At 60.0% G+C, this 15,510-nt stretch carries 12 protein-coding genes; 4 read left to right on the top strand and 8 right to left on the bottom strand.

The features are described 5' to 3' along the window. On the top strand, nucleotides 1-592 hold a 592-nt coding region (locus tag C9413_RS13830), incomplete at its 5' end, for an FAD-binding oxidoreductase (protein WP_246703751.1). Nucleotides 593-604: 12 nt separating this feature from the next. On the opposite strand, the gene C9413_RS13835 is transcribed toward C9413_RS13830, so the two are convergent. Then, nucleotides 605-2,818 (bottom strand): DUF1217 domain-containing protein, encoded by a 2,214-nt coding sequence (locus C9413_RS13835; protein WP_039846651.1) that lies wholly within the window; start codon nucleotides 2,816-2,818, stop codon nucleotides 605-607. Between the two features lie 311 nt (nucleotides 2,819-3,129). Between C9413_RS13835 and C9413_RS13840 the strand changes: the two genes are divergently transcribed. After that, nucleotides 3,130-3,696 (top strand): DUF6101 family protein, encoded by a 567-nt coding sequence (locus C9413_RS13840; RefSeq protein ID WP_039846650.1) that lies wholly within the window; start codon nucleotides 3,130-3,132, stop codon nucleotides 3,694-3,696. Between the two features lie 57 nt (nucleotides 3,697-3,753). Here C9413_RS13840 and ubiA read toward each other — a convergent pair whose 3' ends face one another. The 5 genes from ubiA to C9413_RS13865 all read right to left on the bottom strand — a co-directional run bounded on the left by ubiA (nucleotide 3,754) and on the right by C9413_RS13865 (nucleotide 9,674). After that, nucleotides 3,754-4,713, bottom strand: coding sequence for a 4-hydroxybenzoate octaprenyltransferase (gene ubiA, locus C9413_RS13845; protein WP_039846649.1), 960 nt, complete (start codon nucleotides 4,711-4,713; stop codon nucleotides 3,754-3,756). A gap of 59 nt (nucleotides 4,714-4,772) precedes the next feature. Then, a complete protein-coding gene (locus C9413_RS13850; RefSeq protein WP_039844158.1) occupies nucleotides 4,773-5,258 on the bottom strand; it encodes a class I SAM-dependent methyltransferase in 486 nt (161 codons plus the stop codon). Between the two features lie 78 nt (nucleotides 5,259-5,336). Beyond that, entirely contained in the window at nucleotides 5,337-5,918 is a 582-nt protein-coding gene (locus C9413_RS13855; protein WP_039844157.1) for a histidine phosphatase family protein, read from the bottom strand. Between the two features lie 50 nt (nucleotides 5,919-5,968). Beyond that, entirely contained in the window at nucleotides 5,969-7,228 is a 1,260-nt protein-coding gene (locus C9413_RS13860) for a cyclopropane-fatty-acyl-phospholipid synthase family protein (RefSeq protein WP_039844156.1), read from the bottom strand. A gap of 136 nt (nucleotides 7,229-7,364) precedes the next feature. Continuing rightward, nucleotides 7,365-9,674, bottom strand: coding sequence for a Tex family protein (locus tag C9413_RS13865; protein ID WP_039844155.1), 2,310 nt, complete (start codon nucleotides 9,672-9,674; stop codon nucleotides 7,365-7,367). Between the two features lie 372 nt (nucleotides 9,675-10,046). On the opposite strand from C9413_RS13865, the gene glyS reads away from it, so the two are divergent. Together glyS and C9413_RS13875 are read left to right on the top strand one after the other, a co-directional pair. Continuing rightward, entirely contained in the window at nucleotides 10,047-12,359 is a 2,313-nt protein-coding gene (glyS, locus tag C9413_RS13870; protein ID WP_039844154.1) for a glycine--tRNA ligase subunit beta, read from the top strand. Nucleotides 12,360-12,550: 191 nt separating this feature from the next. Then, complete coding sequence (locus C9413_RS13875) at nucleotides 12,551-13,045, top strand: DUF523 domain-containing protein (protein WP_039846648.1); 495 nt, start codon at nucleotides 12,551-12,553, stop codon at nucleotides 13,043-13,045. A 584-nt stretch (nucleotides 13,046-13,629) separates the two neighbouring features. Here C9413_RS13875 and C9413_RS13880 read toward each other — a convergent pair. Beyond that, nucleotides 13,630-14,094 (bottom strand): plant virulence effector HPE1-like domain-containing protein, encoded by a 465-nt coding sequence (locus C9413_RS13880; protein WP_039844152.1) that lies wholly within the window; start codon nucleotides 14,092-14,094, stop codon nucleotides 13,630-13,632. A 106-nt stretch (nucleotides 14,095-14,200) separates the two neighbouring features. After that, on the bottom strand, nucleotides 14,201-15,472 hold the full coding sequence (gene purD, locus C9413_RS13885; protein ID WP_039844151.1) for a phosphoribosylamine--glycine ligase: 1,272 nt from the start codon (nucleotides 15,470-15,472) through the stop codon (nucleotides 14,201-14,203). Nucleotides 15,473-15,510: the final 38 nt, after the last annotated feature.

The following is a 15,510-nucleotide window of genomic DNA, read 5'->3' on the forward strand; positions in this document are numbered from 1 at the left end:
GGCTTACCCGTGGTATGTGCTGATCGACATCTCGACCTCGGATTCGGCCGAAACCGCCGAGCGGATGATGAATACGCTGCTCGAACAGGGTTTTGATGCGGGGCTGGTCCAGGACGCGGCGATTGCCTCATCCGTCGCGCAGCAGAAGGCGCTGTGGCATATGCGCGAGAGCATGTCGGAGGCCCAAAAGCCCGAAGGCGGGTCGATCAAGCACGATGTTTCTGTGCCGGTCTCGAAGATCCCGCATTTCATGCACGAAGCCGGCGACGCCGTGATGGCGGCAATGCCCGGCGCCCGCATATGCGCCTTCGGCCACATGGGCGACGGCAATATCCATTATAACATTTCTCAGCCGGTCGGCGCCGACAAGGACGCCTTCATCGCCCGCTGGCATGAGATGAACGCGATTGTGCACAGCATTGTTCTGGCACACAGCGGCTCGATCTCGGCTGAGCACGGCATTGGCCAGCTCAAGCGCGACGAACTCGCCGCGATCCGCCCCGCCATCGAGATCAACCTGATGCGCCGCATCAAGCGTGCCCTTGATCCGGCGAACATCATGAACCCCGGGAAAGTGGTCAGCGTGGAATGAGAACGTGGCGGCTTAACCGCCACCGGTCAGAATCTGCAGAGCCGGCGATTGGCTCGTGACGTTCTGAATGTCGTACATCGCCGTGAATCGCTTCACCAACTTGTCGACCTTCTTCGAGTCGCCAAGATCCTTCAGGTCCACAAACTTTTCGAGAAGCGCAACCTGCTTGTCGACATCCATGCTGGAGATCTGGCTCGGCAGGTTGTAGGCGGTGGTGATAACCTGGAAGAGTGCCTTGTCGCCTAGGATGGAGTAGAGCGAGGTGATATCCGGCGCCTTGCGGGCGAAGTAAAGCGCCAAGCGCGTGCCGTCGTTCGTCTCGCCTTCCTGCGTCTCGAGCGTCTGTTGCAGATAGGCATCCTGCGTGCGATCGAGCGCACCTTGATCCTGGACGATGCCCAGCTTGGCGCGCGTGAGATTGCCCTCCGTGTCGAAGTTGAAGTCGGCGACGAGGTTCTTGAACTTCGAGTCCACCTTGGTGTTCAGATAACTGCTTGCATCGTCGGGATCGGATGTGAAAATCTTCCGCAGCGTCTCTTCGTCGTAGTCCTTCGGATCGAGACCGACAGACTTGAGAATCAGACCGGTCAACCGGTCGTCCTCCAGGAAATCATCGAGAGATTGCACCGATTCCATGGTCTTGGCGAAATAGTCGACTTCCTCGGTCGCATCTTTGGATGCCTTCTCCTTCAGGGGACCGTCCTTCATCAGCATTGTGACATGCGACTTATAGTTCGTCGCATATTTGGCCATCGCGGCTGGCGACAGTGCCTGCAGCTGGATCGACGCGTTCCCTTCGCCATCGAAATTGAAGGCTCTTGCCAATTGGGTGATGCGGTCATCCTTGAACGACGCGACATAGCCCTCGGGGTCGTAAGGATCGCTTGCCAGCAGCTTGCGCATGACGGATTTCGACAATTCCTCTTCCGTCAAGCCGTAAGCCTGAAGCGCAACCTGATAGAGGTCGGGCAGATCGTCGTTCGTCTTGTCTAGGTCGCCGGTCTTGTTGGTCTTCAGGAAATCGTTGATGCTGTCGACGTCGGAGAAATTGTCCAGCGTCCTGGTATCGGACATGCGTGTCTTGTAGTTGGCGACGATTTCCTCGATGGCCGCTTTCGCCTCGTCGTCGTAACGGGCCATGTAGTTTACGGAAGTTGCCTGGATCAGGGAATCCGATTGCGGGCCGTCGGGTCCGAGGACGCTTCCATCAGCCTCAAAGCTGAAGGCCTGATGGACAGCCGTGGCACCCATCGTATTGGCATAGGCCGGATCAACAAGGATTTGCCTCAAGGCCGTGTCGCTCAGGTCCGTGCCGAAGCTGCTCGGGCCAAGACTGTAAGCGGCCCTGATGTAGTCCGTCAGGCGCTCATCGGCGATGAGGCTGTCAACGTTGGTGATCGTCTTGATCTTGGATTCGTAATAGGCCTTGTTGTAGTCGGCAGCGGCCCTCGTCGTATAGACGATATCCGGAAACACGTCGTTGTCGACAATGACGGTCGACGAATTCAGATTGTACTGCTCCATGACCGTGTTTTTCTGGGTCGCGGTCTGGGCCGAGCCATTGACTGTGCCGTCTGCATTGAAATTGAACTGCGCCGCGAGCGCTTGGTACTTCTCACCGCCCTGAAGGTTCACCACGCTGTTCGGATCGTTGAGATCGCTGGTCAGCACATCCCGCAGAAACTGCTTGGACGCGTAGGTCGTATCGATGCCGAACGTCTTCAGCACATAGGTGCGCAGCCGCGTATTATTGACGAGATCATCGACTGTTTGCACGTCAGCGATCTCCGCGCTGTAATAGTCGGTGTCCTTGATCGCCTGCTTTTCCTGATCGGTGAAAGATGCGTTGTACCTGTCTATCAGGTCGTCTTCCTGCGCATCCGTCTGCGCATCGGGCTTGGGCGCATTAAAATTGAACGCCGCCGCGAACTGCTTGTAGCGCTGGTCCGAAAGCTTGTTGGCGAAACTGTCGGGGTCTGTCAGGTCGCTTTCCAGCACCTTCTTCATGAAGGCCTTGGCATAGGTCATGTCGTCGAGGCCATAGGCCTTCATCGCATAGCTGTAGAGCTTGTAGTTGCCGAGGAAGTCGTCGACGTCCTTCACCTTGTTGATATTTTCGGCGTAGTATTCGGCGTCCCTTTTGACCGTCGCCTGCGAGGCAATGCGATCAAGACTCGTTTTCGGGTCACGACTTATGATCGCGTAGGCAACGGAGGCGGAAATCATGAATGCGCCCTTAAACAGCAAAACCTAAAAGAATAATGCAGGATCCTGCGCGCATTTTGCCATGCAAAGCTTACCCGAGACTTACCTGACGCTGTCCCGCTTTGGCGCAGCCATCCTCGCCGGTCCGTTCATGGTCCGGAAACCCTGCCACATTGGTTTTTGATAACCATCGGGGAAGGCAAAGTTTTCTTAACCGCAAATTTTAAGTGGTCCGGAAGAGGCCCCGCCTATTGTCGAGGCGTAGAGGGCGAAAAAGCCCCGAGGAGAAGACCGGAAACCGGCTCTCAGGTAAGACAAGGGTAGAAATGAACATGAATAACACCGTTATGAAGCCCGCTTGGGCTGGAACGACACTGCGTCTCGATCCGTCGCGCTTTCCCCAGCAGGTCAGCTACGCCATCCACGACTCCACAAGTGACGTCAGCATAACGATCGATGAACGCGGCGCCGTCCTCCGCAAGACCCTTCCCTCCAGCGGCCTGCCGCTTTCCGTTGCCCTGCCGAAGCGCGCTTTCAAGGGCGTTGCAGCCCGGGCGATCGACCACGGCAACGGGGAAGTGACCGTAACGCTGGAATTGCACCACGAAGACCCGGATCTCTGCATTCCCCTGCTTGTCGCCCACGATCTGTCCGATATCGCGGCCGATTGGCGCGGCTGGTCGGAGGCATTCCGCATTCCGATGCTGATGGTGGAGGCCGACGGCATTGCACGCCCGCTCGAGGAGCACCTCGGCGATTTGCGTACCAGCCACATGAAACCGCGCCGGCGCCATTCCTATTTTGCCAATCGCCGTCCGCGCTTCCTCGTGCGCCGCACGACCGGCAAGCTCGGCGTGACAATGAAGATCGAAGGCAAGGAAATTATCGCCCGCAATTAAGAATTCGGCGAGTGACCCAATCTGAAACCCGGCCGAGCGCCGGGTTTTTCGTTTCAATCAGGGAAGCCCAAAGAGCAGCGAGACGAACAGTCCCGCAAAGATGATCAGCCCGACACGGTTATTCGACTTGAAAAGCGCCAGGCATTGCGTCGCGTCGTTGATATCGAGCCTGGCGATCTGCCAGGCGAACATGCCGGTGGCAATCAGCAGCCCGAGATAGGCCGCGAAACCGACGCTTGCCAAAACAAAGGCAAGCAGCATCAGGATCAGTGTTGCGCCATAAAGACCGATCAGCCACTGCCGCGTCCGATCGCCGAAAAGCCGGGCGGTGGAACGCACGCCGATCAATTCGTCGTCTTCCTTGTCCTGATGCGCATAAATCGTGTCGTAACCGATCGTCCAGGAAACGGAAGAAAGGTAGAGCGCAATCGCCGCGAAAGACAGGCCGCCGAATATGCCAGCCCAACCCATCAGTGCGCCCCAGGAAAAGGCAAGACCGAGAAAAAACTGGGGCCAGTCTGTGAAGCGCTTGGCAAACGGGTAGAGCGCGACGATGGCGAGCGAGAGCACGCCGAGAATGACTGCAAACCAGTTGAACTGCAGAAGCACCAGCAGACCGGCAAGCGCCTGAAGCACCATGAATATCTTTGCCTGGAGGCGCGTGACGCGCCCCGAAGGCAGGGGCCGCGAGCGGGTGCGTGCGACCTCCATGTCGATCCTGTGATCGACCAGATCGTTGTAGGTGCAGCCTGCCCCGCGCATGGCGACGGCGCCGATGAAGTAGAGAACCAGGTGAAACAGCGTCTGCGAGCCGGAAAACAGACCTTGTCCCGCGGCCACATTTGCGGCAAGCGCCACCGACCAGAAGCAGGGCCACATCAGGAGTTGCCAGCCGATCGGCCTGTCCCAGCGCGCCAGCTGCGCATAGGGCCAGAGCCATGAGGGCAAAACCCGGTAAACCCAATTGTCCGAAGGCGCATCGGCAACGCGCCCGTTCAAGCCGCCAATCTGTTGCATGCAGCCATCTAGCGACGGGCGAAGGCGCGGGTCAATAGCAGCGAGCCCTGCCTCCGCGTTCATCTTCGCCGATAGAGAAAATATCGGCCCTTCTCGACGGACGGAGGCACCGGCATTTCCTCCAGTTCGGAATGCTTCAATCCCAGGCCGCTTGCTACAAATCCGCCACGGGTCAGCACCGCGACCATGCGAGAGGGCAACCACTCGCGGATGATTGCATCCTGCTCCGGATAACCGGTTCCGATGTCGGCATGAACGAGGGCCGCCCTAGTGCCGGTATAACTCAGGCAAGTCTCCCTGATGTCACCGATGACGACATCGCCGTCATCGGGCCGGCAGCTTCCATGTGCGCCGTTTTCGCGGTCGAATGCAATGATGTGCCGATCCGCGAAGCGCACCCGCAAATGGCTGTAGGTCCTGCCATTGCCGAGGCCGATTTCGAGGATCGGTCCATCGGGCAGGCTCGCCTGCCTTGCCGCGATGTGATCGAGGATATCCCTCTGTGCGGAAATCCTGCTGATGAAATCGTCGAGACGCGTTCGCATAGACAGCTCCGAAGCTTGAACTCGAAACAAGCTTTAATTTCAATCGTTCATCGCGCCGCTCGAAAGCGCAACAGACCCCTACCGCTGATTCCAGCGCCGGATCACCGGCTCCGTCAGATCGTGCTCATAGCCTAAGATGCTGATGCTTGCAGTATCAAGGACGAAGCGCGAGCCGTCTTCCGGCGGCAGGCCGAGCCAGCGGGCAGCGAGCACGCGCAGGAAATGGGAGCTGGAGAAGATCAGGATCGGCGCGCCGGCTTGGCGAAGCTCGCGCACGATACGGTCCGCCCTTGCGCCGACATCTGCGGCCATTTCTCCGTCCGGGCAGCCGTCGCGGAAGAGCTGCCAGCCGGGGCGGGCCGCGAGGATTTCCTTCGTCGTGATCCCCTCATAGGCACCATAATCCCATTCGGCGAGATCGGGCTTGATCACGGCATCTGCGCCGAAAGTGGCAAGGGCGCAGGTGTTCGCCGCCCTTTGAGAAGGGCTCGACCAGACGGCCGAGACAATCAGTCCCTTCAGGCGATCCGCGAGCTTGCGGGCGGCCGTCTCGCCATTCGGGGTCAGCGGGATATCAGTCCTGCCGGTATGTTTTCCGGAGAGGCTCCATTCTGTTTCGCCGTGGCGGACAAGATGGATTTCGGGAAATGCACTGCTCATCTGCAAGCCTTTCCTTGTAGAAAAAACGCGCCCGAAGCCGCGCCGCGATATCAGAAGACAACCTTTTCCAAGGGAGGCCGCGTGGCTTCGAATTCCTTCAGCTTCGCCTCGTTTTCGGCAATGTAATTGCGGTTGTCCGGTGTCGAATACTGGTTCTTGGAAACCTGGATCTGCATGACGAAGAGTTCATCCCAGCGGAAGCCTATTTCGGAGCCGGCGAGATAGAATTCCCACATCCGGAAGAAGCGCTCGTCGTAAAGAGCGACGGCTTCTGCCTTGCGCGCCATGAAGCGCTCGCGCCAACGGCGGAGCGTATAGGCATAATGCAACGGCAGGACCTCGATGTCCCGGATCAGCAGTCCGGCCTTTTCGATTGCAGGCACCGTCTCGCCGATCGACGGGATGTAGCCCTGTGGGAAGATGTATTTCTCGATGAAAGCATTTGTCGCAAAGCTCGGCTTCGGCCGGGCGATGGAATGAAGGAGCATGACGCCGTCGTCGGCGAGAAGTTCATGCACCTTGCGGAAGTAATTGTTGAAATTGCCGATGCCGACATGCTCGAACATGCCGACCGAGACGATGCGGTCGAATTTCATGCCCGTCATCGTGCGGTAATCCTGCAACTCGAAGCGGACGCGATCGGCGAGACTGCGCTTTTGGGCGCGCTCGCGCGAGATCTTCAGTTGCTCTTCGCTGAGCGTGATGCCGGTGACGTCAACGCCCTTTGTCGATTCCGCCAGATACATCCCCATGCCGCCCCAGCCCGAGCCAATTTCCAGAATACGCTGGTTGGGCTCCAGCAGAAGCTTGGCTGCGATATGGCGCTTCTTGGCGACTTGTGCTTCCTCCAGGCTGATGCCCGGCGGGTCGAAATAGGCGCAGGAATATTGCCAGTCCTCATCAAGAAAGAGTTCGAAAAGCTTTTCCGACAGGTCGTAATGATGAGCGACATTGCGCTTGTTGTGATTGACCGGCAGCCGGCTCTTCAGCTGCTGCAGTGCAATGCGGCCGACCAGAAGTGCGGCCATCGGAACATCGAAAATTTCGTTGGTGGTGTTCTGCTTCACCATCGAAAGGAAGTCGTAGATGTTGCCCTGTTCAACAATGAACCGGCCGTCCATGTACATTTCGCCGAGCTTGAGGGTGGGATCGCGGCGGACAAGCTTCTCCGCCTCCTCGTCGGCAATCCGGACGACGACCAGATCCCCGGTGCCATCGCCAATCGCGTGTGTCTCGCCATTGGCCAGCGTGAGCTTCAGATTACCCTTGCGGATGATTTTTTGGACAATCGATAAAAATCCCGACGCCATGAAAGGCCTCGCATATGTGACAGGATGATATCGGTTAAACTTAGTCGCTCTCTTCCGCCACACAAGCGCCGTATTTGGCAGTTCCGCAACAAGGCTGCCGAACTGTGACATTTTTGCAATGCCTGCCGCTAAGCTATTATTTTCGCTTCATGGCCTCGGCAAGGGCAGCGCCGAAGGCGCCTTGGGTTTGCTGTTTCGGGACAGCCGGACGCCTATCGTTTTGCGGCCGCGCGCCCTGATTTCCCCGGGGCTCGCCGCGTGGCGCTGAAGCCGAGGTGCCATCGTCTTTGCGCATCGAAAGACCGATGCGCTTGCGTTTTGCATCGACTTCGACCACCCGCACCTTGACGACATCGCCGGCCTTCACAACGTCGTGAGGATCTTTGACGAAACGGTCGGCAAGCTGCGAGACATGCACAAGGCCGTCCTGATGCACGCCGATATCGACGAAGGCGCCAAAGGCCGCAACGTTGGTCACCGTGCCTTCCAGCATCATGCCGGGCTTGAGATCGGAGATTTCGTTGACGCCTTCTGCGAAGGTTGCCGTCTTGAAGCTCGGGCGCGGATCGCGGCCGGGCTTTTCCAGTTCGGCGAGGATATCCTGGACCGTCGGCAGGCCGAACTTCTCGTCGATGAACTGCCGCGGATCAATCGATTTCAGCGCCGCGCTGTCGCCCATCAGCGACCGCAGGTCGCGGCCGCAGGCGGCAACGATCTTCTTTGCCACGCCATAGGCTTCCGGATGCACCGATGACGCGTCGAGGGGCTCCTTGCCGTTCGGGATGCGCAGGAAGCCTGCCGCCTGCTCGAAGGTGCGGTTGCCGAGACGCGCGACCTTGAGCAGGTCGCGGCGGCTTTGGAAGGGACCGTTCTGGTCGCGATGGACGACGATGGCTTCGGCAATCGACGGGCCGAGGCCGGAAACGCGTGAGAGCAGCGGCGCTGAAGCCGTGTTGAGATCGACGCCGACGGCATTCACCGCGTCTTCGACGACAGCGTCCAGCGAGCGCGACAGCTTCTGTTGGTCGACGTCATGCTGATACTGGCCGACGCCGATCGATTTCGGCTCGATCTTGACAAGTTCGGCCAGCGGATCCTGGAGGCGGCGGGCGATGGAAACTGCGCCACGCAGCGACACGTCGAGATCCGGAAATTCGGCTGCGGCGGTCGCGGAGGCGGAATAGACCGACGCGCCGGCTTCCGAAACGATGACCTTGGTGGGCTTTGCGCCCTGAAGAACGGCCAGCATGTCGGCCACCAGCTTTTCGGTTTCGCGGCTTCCAGTGCCGTTGCCGATGGAGATCAGTTCGACATTGTGCTTAAGGATCAGCGCGGTGAGCTCTGCCTGAGCGCCACGCACGTCGTTCCGCGGCTGGAAGGGATAGACCGTGGAGGTCGCAACGACCTTGCCGGTGCCGTCGACCACTGCGACCTTGACGCCAGTGCGGATGCCCGGATCGAGGCCCATCGTGGCGCGCGATCCGGCAGGCGCGGCCAGCAGCAGATCCTTCAAGTTTCGCGCAAAGACGTGGATCGCCTCCTCTTCGGCGCGTTCGCGCAGTTCGCGCATCAGGTCGAGAGACAGCGACATGGAAAGTTTGACGCGCCAGGTCCAGCTTGCGACCTCCATCAGCCAGCGATCGCCGGGGCGGCTCGCGCCGATCTCATAGGCAGCAGCGATCATGCGCTCGACAGGTTTGTTGGGAGAGGCGGTCTCGGCGTCGGCCTCGATCGTCAGCGTCAGCACTTCCTCGTTCCAGCCGCGCAGCATGGCGAGTGCGCGATGGCCGGGCGCGGTCGCCCAGCGCTCCGAATGGTCAAAATAGTCGGAGAACTTCTCGCCGACCGTCTGCTTGCCATCCACGACCTTGGCCTTCACAAACGCGGCGCTGCGCATATGGGCACGGAGCTTGCCGAGCAAATCGGCATTTTCCGCAATGCCTTCGGCGACGATATCGCGTGCGCCTTCGAGCGCCGTCTTCGCATCCGGAACATCAGCGGTGATATAGTCCTCCGCCAGCACCGCCGGTCCCTTCGAGCGATCGGCGAGGATCGCGTCGGCCAGCGCTCCGAGGCCGCGTTCGCGGGCGATTTCAGCACGGGTACGGCGCTTCGGTTTATAGGGCAGGTAGAGATCCTCGAGCTCCGCCTTGGTGGCGGCGCCGACGATCTTGCCCATCAATTCGTCGGTCATCTTGCCCTGGCCGGAAATCGATTCGACGATCGTGTCGCGGCGGGCTTCCAGTTCGCGCAGATAGACGAGGCGTTCTGCCAGATTGCGCAGTTGCGTATCATCCAGGCCGCCCGTCACTTCCTTGCGGTAGCGCGCGATGAAGGGAACGGTCGCGCCCTCGTCGAGCAGCTCGATCGCGGCTTTGGCCTGGTCCGGCCGGGCATTGATTTCGGAGGCGATGACTGCGGCAAGCGAGCGGAGGTCTGCGGCCATGGGATTTCCTCAACTAACGAAGGTAGCGGGACCATAGCGGCGAAAAGCGGCAAGGCAATGCCCGGCAGAGCTTTCCACAACAGACTGACGCCTTCATACAGGTTTGCGCTCGCAGCCATCCGACCCTTCGGGCCACCTTTTCCCCGCTGGGGAGAAGGGACGACAAAGCGCAGCGACCTCATCTCCTTTTCTCAGGCAGAAGGTGCCCGGCAGGGCGGATGCGGGGGTGGCGCGACACAGAAGGGCGTTTGCCTCCTCGCTTGGCTCGCGCGCCTGGATTTCCCGTTTTTGCGGTTGTGCAGATGCGGCATTCTTTGGTAGCAGAGGCGACCGTTGTGGACCGCCCCCCTAAGGGAGGCAAGGAAAAGTGACATGCCCGATCTGCTTCTAGAACTTCGCTCCGAGGAAATTCCGGCCCGCATGCAGCGCAAGGCTGCCGGCGACCTGAAGAAGCTCGTCACCGATGCGCTGGTGGAGGCAGGGCTTTCTTATGAGGGCGCGCGCGAATACTGGACGCCGCGCCGCCTGACGCTTGATATCCGCGGACTGACCGCCCGCTCTGCCGATGTGCGCGAAGAGCGCAAGGGCCCGCGCACCGATGCCAACGAAAAGGCGATCGAAGGCTTTCTACGCGGCGCCGGCCTTTCCTCGATTTCCGAGGCGCAGGTGAGTAGCGACCCGAAAAAGGGTGATTTCTACATTGCCGTGATTTCAAGGCCCGGCCGCGCTGCGGAAGAGATCATCAGCGACGTTATGCCCGGCATCATCCGCGATTTCCCCTGGCCGAAGTCCATGCGCTGGGGAAAGGCGTCCTCCAAACCTGGCTCGCTGCGCTGGGTGCGCCCGCTGCAATCGATCGTCTGCACTTTCGGCACCGAGCATGAGGAAACCTCCGTCATTCCCTTCGAGATCGACGGCATAGTCGCCTCCAATGTGACCTACGGCCACCGCTTCCATGCGCCAGGCGTCATCACCGTCAAGCGTTTCGACGACTATGCCGCGGGCCTCGAAAAAGCGAAGGTCATACTCGATGCCGAGCGGCGCAAGAACATCATCCTGCATGATGCCCGCGACATCGCCTTTGCCGGCGGACTGGAACTGGTCGAGGACGACGCTCTGCTGGAGGAAGTCTCCGGCCTTGTCGAATGGCCTCAAGTGCTGATGGGCAGCTTCGAGCAGGATTACCTCTCCATCCCCTCCGAAATCATCCGGCTGACGATCAAGACGAACCAGAAGTGTTTCGTAACGCGCAAACAGGGCGAAGAGACGCTTTCGAACAAGTTCATCCTCGTCTCCAATGTTGAGGCGACCGACGGCGGCAAGGAAATCATCCACGGCAATGGCAAAGTCGTCCGCGCCCGCCTTTCCGACGCGCTACATTTCTGGAAGCGCGACCAGGGGAACTTGCCGGACCTCGAAACGCTGGAGGCTTCGGCGAAGAAATTCGAGCTTGATCTGAGGAAGCCGCTCGATCAGCGGATGGCGAAGCTCGATGCGCTGCATGTGACGTTCCACGCGAAAATCGGAACGCAGGGCGAGCGGGTAACGCGCATTCGCACCCTTGCCGGCGAAATCAGTAAAATCGTCAATGCAGATCCCCTAAAGGTCAGCCGGGCCGCAGCGTTGGCAAAGGCGGACCTGCGAACCGAGATCGTGGGCGAATTCCCCGAACTGCAGGGTGCAATGGGGAAGAAATATGCGCTGCTGCAAGGTGAAGATGAAACAGTGGCGGCGGCACTGGAGGACCATTATAAGCCTCAGGGTCCTACCGACCGAGTGCCTACCGACCATGTTGCCATAACCATAGCGCTTGCTGACAAGATCGACACACTTGTGTGGTTTTGGCGAATAAACGAAAAACCAACCGGTTCAAAGGATCCGTTCGCGTTAAGAAGGGCAGCGCTAGGATCGATACGGCTGCTGTTGGAACGGGGAATCAGAGCATCCCTCATCCCGCTGTTTCGCTCTGCATTTCGTAGCGAATGGGCTGTGGCCATCGCTAGCCATGAAGCTTCGATAAGACTCTTCGAGCTTAAAATCCAACAGGATAACGAAAGACTCGACCACGAGAGGCTCGTACACGAACAGCGCGAAGCTATCAAATATTGCAAGAATTACCTTGCTGACGGCCATCCAAAGACAATCGAAGAAGAACATGAGCTGGCAATCAACCTCCTCTCCTTCTTCCACGACCGCCTCAAGGTCTATCTCCGGGACCAGGGTGCTCGCTACGATCTGATCGATGCCGTCGTCACATCCGAGGCCGACGACCTTCTCATGATCGCCCGCCGCGTCGAGGCGCTGACGGCTTTCATTACCTCGGAGGACGGCAAGAACCTCCTGGTCGGCACCAAGCGCGCCACGCAGATTCTGGCCGCCGAGGAGAAGAAGGGCACCGTCATCGCCGATGGCGTTTCGCAAAAGCTGTTCCGGCTGAATGCCGAAACGGAGCTCTTTGCCGCCATCACCAAAGCCTCGGCCGAGGCTTCCGCCGCAATCGCCAGGGAAGACTTCCGCTCGGCGATGGAGGCGCTTTCGAAGCTCCGCGCCCCGGTCGACCGCTTCTTCGACGACGTGCTCGTCAACGACGAGGACGCGGCGATCCGCGCCAACCGCCTCGCCCTTCTGCGGCTGATCCGCGAGGCGACGGGGACGGTTGCGGACTTCTCGAAGATCGCAGGGTAACGTTTTCGGACTAGCCCATTCTTGTGCCTGTGACAGGAACCCATTAACGGCGCGTTGCGCCGTGAATGGTTCTGTTGGCCATTGAATGAGGTCTCCCGCGCGATGGACATGGCGCTGCTGGATCTGCGGATGACATGGAGGAGAAGCGCATTCCACTGGTCATTCACCAGCGCTCGCGCTATCAGACAATCATGACCACCAAAATCCTCGTCAGCGCCTGTCTCATGGGCCATGCCGTGCGTTATGACGGCCGGGCGAAGCCGCTGGCCCATCCGGCGCTCGAGCGGTGGCGGGCGGAGGGCAGGCTGGTGACGATCTGTCCGGAGATGTCGGCAGGCATGCCGGTGCCGCGGCCGCCGGCGGAAATCGAATGCGGCGCGAGCGGCAAGGACGTGCTGTCGGGAGCAGCACGGGTGTTCGAGATCACCGGAGGCGATGTGACGGCTGCATTTCGAGAAGCCGCGCAGAATGCGCTCAGGCTGGCACAGGAGACGGGCTGCACCCACGCGCTCCTCATCGACGGCAGCCCCTCGTGCGGTTCCGGTTTCATTTATGATGGGTCTTTCAGCGGATCGCGGCGGGACGGAAATGGTGTTACAGCTGCCCTGCTGAAGCGCGCCGGAATCCAGGTCTTCTCGGACCGGGAGATCGACCGGCTGGTGGAAAGCCTCGCGACGCTCATCTGATCAAACGGCACGTCCTTGTGCTCTGCCAGCGCCTTCATCACCTTTACCAACCGTTTTTCGAGCCGCGCGCCGGTCTGGATGCGCGACACCCGCAATCGATCGCTGTCTGGCATGATGACATCCGGATTGGTGCACATATGCCACTCTATCGACACGCTGCTGCGGCAACTGCGCAGACAAAGCCGCCGGATTTTCGCCGGCGGCCGTTCGTATCACGTGATGAAGGTGGCGGCGTTTAAGCCTATGCCGCGCGGCGCGCCGGGACGGTTGCCGCCTGACCCACGCCGCAGACGCGGAAGCCGTGGATGAGACGACGGCATCGCTGCGGCTCGTTTCGGTACTGACGGCATGCACGCGCTTGGCGGCCTCGTGCGCAGCATTTCGTAGCGCTCGCTGTGATGCCATCGGCAGACGATTTGCGTTGCAGGCTGATGGCGATCGATTAAGCAGATTGCATGCGTACTTTGAAATCAATTGAAATAAAGAATGCGCTCCTGCTTCTCTTCAGGAGCGCATTCAATCCGCCATACGGCGGACCCCGTACGACCAAAACCTTGGCCGGGTCAGGGGCAGGGAACTAAAAATCACATCCTTAGCTTAAAGTCGGAAACGTCGAGCGGCGCCGTTTGTTCCGCAGGAGCGGACATACCTGCAACAACCGGCTTCGCATCGCCGCCGATGACAGAGGTCGTTGACGTCGGGTCGATGCCTTCGACGGGGACCGTCACCTTGAAGGCGGCCAGGACTTCGGGGGTTGCCTTGGTCACGAAAACGACGGGCGAGCCGCCCATCCAGCCTTCGGTACGGTAGAGCTTCTGCTCTCCGGCCACATCGCGGAGCGCGCTGGCCTGGATGGCGCCGGGCGGCAACGCCGGCACTGTGTAATCCTTCTTGCGTTCGGTCGATTGCAGCGGCGGGCAGGTCGTGCACGTCTCGGTCACGATGCTTTCACCGCCTGTGCGCGGTGTCTTGCCGATCACCTCGATCGAGGATGCCATCGCCGAGCCGGCTGCCAGAAGAAATGCCGCACCGAGAATGAATTGACGCATGGAAACTGCTCCGACTTACTATGGGAACAGAATAGCGCGCCTTTATTTCCATCCCGTCAGGGGAAAGGGTAAAAATTTAGGGAACTGACCCGATTTCGGGCCAGAGCTAAGCTTTTTCGCGCTCGATCGCCCGCCAGCCGATATCGCGGCGGCAGAAACCGTTTTCCCATTGCACCTTGTCGAGCAGCGCATAGGCGCGGCTCTGCGCCTCGCCGACCGTTCGGCCGGTGGCGGTCACGTTCAGCACACGGCCGCCGGTCGCGACAAGCTCGCCATCCTTCAAAGACGTGCCGGCATGGAACACTTTCGAGCCGTCGCCTGCCTCCGGCAGCGAGAGGATCGGCGTGTTTTTCTCGTAGGAGCCCGGATACCCCTTAGAGGCCATCACGACGGTCAGCGCCGGATCGTCGCTCCACTCGGCTGTGACCTTGTCGAGCGTGCCTTCGGCCGCTGCCAGCAGCAACGGCAGCAGATCGCTCTTCAAGCGCATCATCAGTACCTGGCACTCGGGATCGCCGAAGCGGACGTTGTATTCGATGAGTTCCGGGCCCTTTGCCGTAATCATCAGCCCGGCGAAGAAAACACCGGAGAAGGGATAGCCGCTTTCGGCCATGCCGCAGATCGTCGGCTCGATGATCTCCTTCATCGTCCGCTCGATCATCTCGGCCGTCATCACCGGAGCCGGCGAATAGGCGCCCATGCCGCCGGTGTTGACGCCGGTATCACCCTCGCCCACACGCTTGTGATCCTGTGCGGTCGCCAACGGCAGGGCGTTGCTGCCGTCGCAGAGGCAGAAGAAGCTTGCCTCTTCCCCGTCGAGATAAGCCTCGATCACGACCTCGGCGCCGGCTGCGCCGAACGCACCCTCGAAGCAATCGTCGACTGCGGCAAGCGCCTCCTCGACGGTCATCGCCACCGTCACACCCTTGCCCGCGGCAAGACCATCCGCCTTGACGACGATCGGTGCGCCTTGTTCGCGGATATAGGCCTTTGCCTTAGGGGCGTTGTTGAAGCGCCGGTAGGCACCGGTGGGGATGTTGTAGCGGGCGCAGATATCCTTGGTAAACCCCTTGGAACCTTCGAGCTGGGCTGCTGCAGCGGAAGGACCGAAGACCTTCAGCCCATCGGCTCGCAGGCGGTCGGCAAGGCCGGCAACCAGCGGCGCCTCGGGGCCGACGACGACAAAGTCGATCGCTTTTTGCGCGCAGAAGGCGGCGACTGCCTCGTGATCTTCTACCTTCAGGGAAACGAGCCTCGCATGTTCCGCAATACCCGGGTTGCCCGGCGCGGCATAGAATTCCGTCATCAGCGGCGATTGTGCCAGCTTCCAGGCAAGCGCATGCTCGCGTCCGCCCGAGCCGATCAACAGAACCTTCATGCCTGATCCTTTCCGTTTTCTGTCTGGCGGTTAAGGGG

The organism is Rhizobium sp. SEMIA 4085, assembly GCF_013004495.1.
Taxonomy (GTDB): domain Bacteria; phylum Pseudomonadota; class Alphaproteobacteria; order Rhizobiales; family Rhizobiaceae; genus Rhizobium; species Rhizobium gallicum.

What these genes read in the sequence shown, in the direction of transcription:
- C9413_RS13835 (WP_039846651.1), bottom strand. Translation starts at nt 2,818, where the DNA reads ATGATTTCCGCCTCCGTTGCCTACGCGATCATAAGTCGTGACCCGAAA.
- C9413_RS13840 (WP_039846650.1), top strand. Translation starts at nt 3,130, where the DNA reads ATGAATAACACCGTTATGAAGCCCGCTTGGGCTGGAACGACACTGCGT.
- ubiA (WP_039846649.1), bottom strand. Translation starts at nt 4,713, where the DNA reads ATGCAACAGATTGGCGGCTTGAACGGGCGCGTTGCCGATGCGCCTTCG.
- C9413_RS13850 (WP_039844158.1), bottom strand. Translation starts at nt 5,258, where the DNA reads ATGCGAACGCGTCTCGACGATTTCATCAGCAGGATTTCCGCACAGAGG.
- C9413_RS13855 (WP_039844157.1), bottom strand. Translation starts at nt 5,918, where the DNA reads ATGAGCAGTGCATTTCCCGAAATCCATCTTGTCCGCCACGGCGAAACA.
- C9413_RS13860 (WP_039844156.1), bottom strand. Translation starts at nt 7,228, where the DNA reads ATGGCGTCGGGATTTTTATCGATTGTCCAAAAAATCATCCGCAAGGGT.
- C9413_RS13865 (WP_039844155.1), bottom strand. Translation starts at nt 9,674, where the DNA reads ATGGCCGCAGACCTCCGCTCGCTTGCCGCAGTCATCGCCTCCGAAATC.
- glyS (WP_039844154.1), top strand. Translation starts at nt 10,047, where the DNA reads ATGCCCGATCTGCTTCTAGAACTTCGCTCCGAGGAAATTCCGGCCCGC.
- C9413_RS13875 (WP_039846648.1), top strand. Translation starts at nt 12,551, where the DNA reads ATGACCACCAAAATCCTCGTCAGCGCCTGTCTCATGGGCCATGCCGTG.
- C9413_RS13880 (WP_039844152.1), bottom strand. Translation starts at nt 14,094, where the DNA reads ATGCGTCAATTCATTCTCGGTGCGGCATTTCTTCTGGCAGCCGGCTCG.
- purD (WP_039844151.1), bottom strand. Translation starts at nt 15,472, where the DNA reads ATGAAGGTTCTGTTGATCGGCTCGGGCGGACGCGAGCATGCGCTTGCC.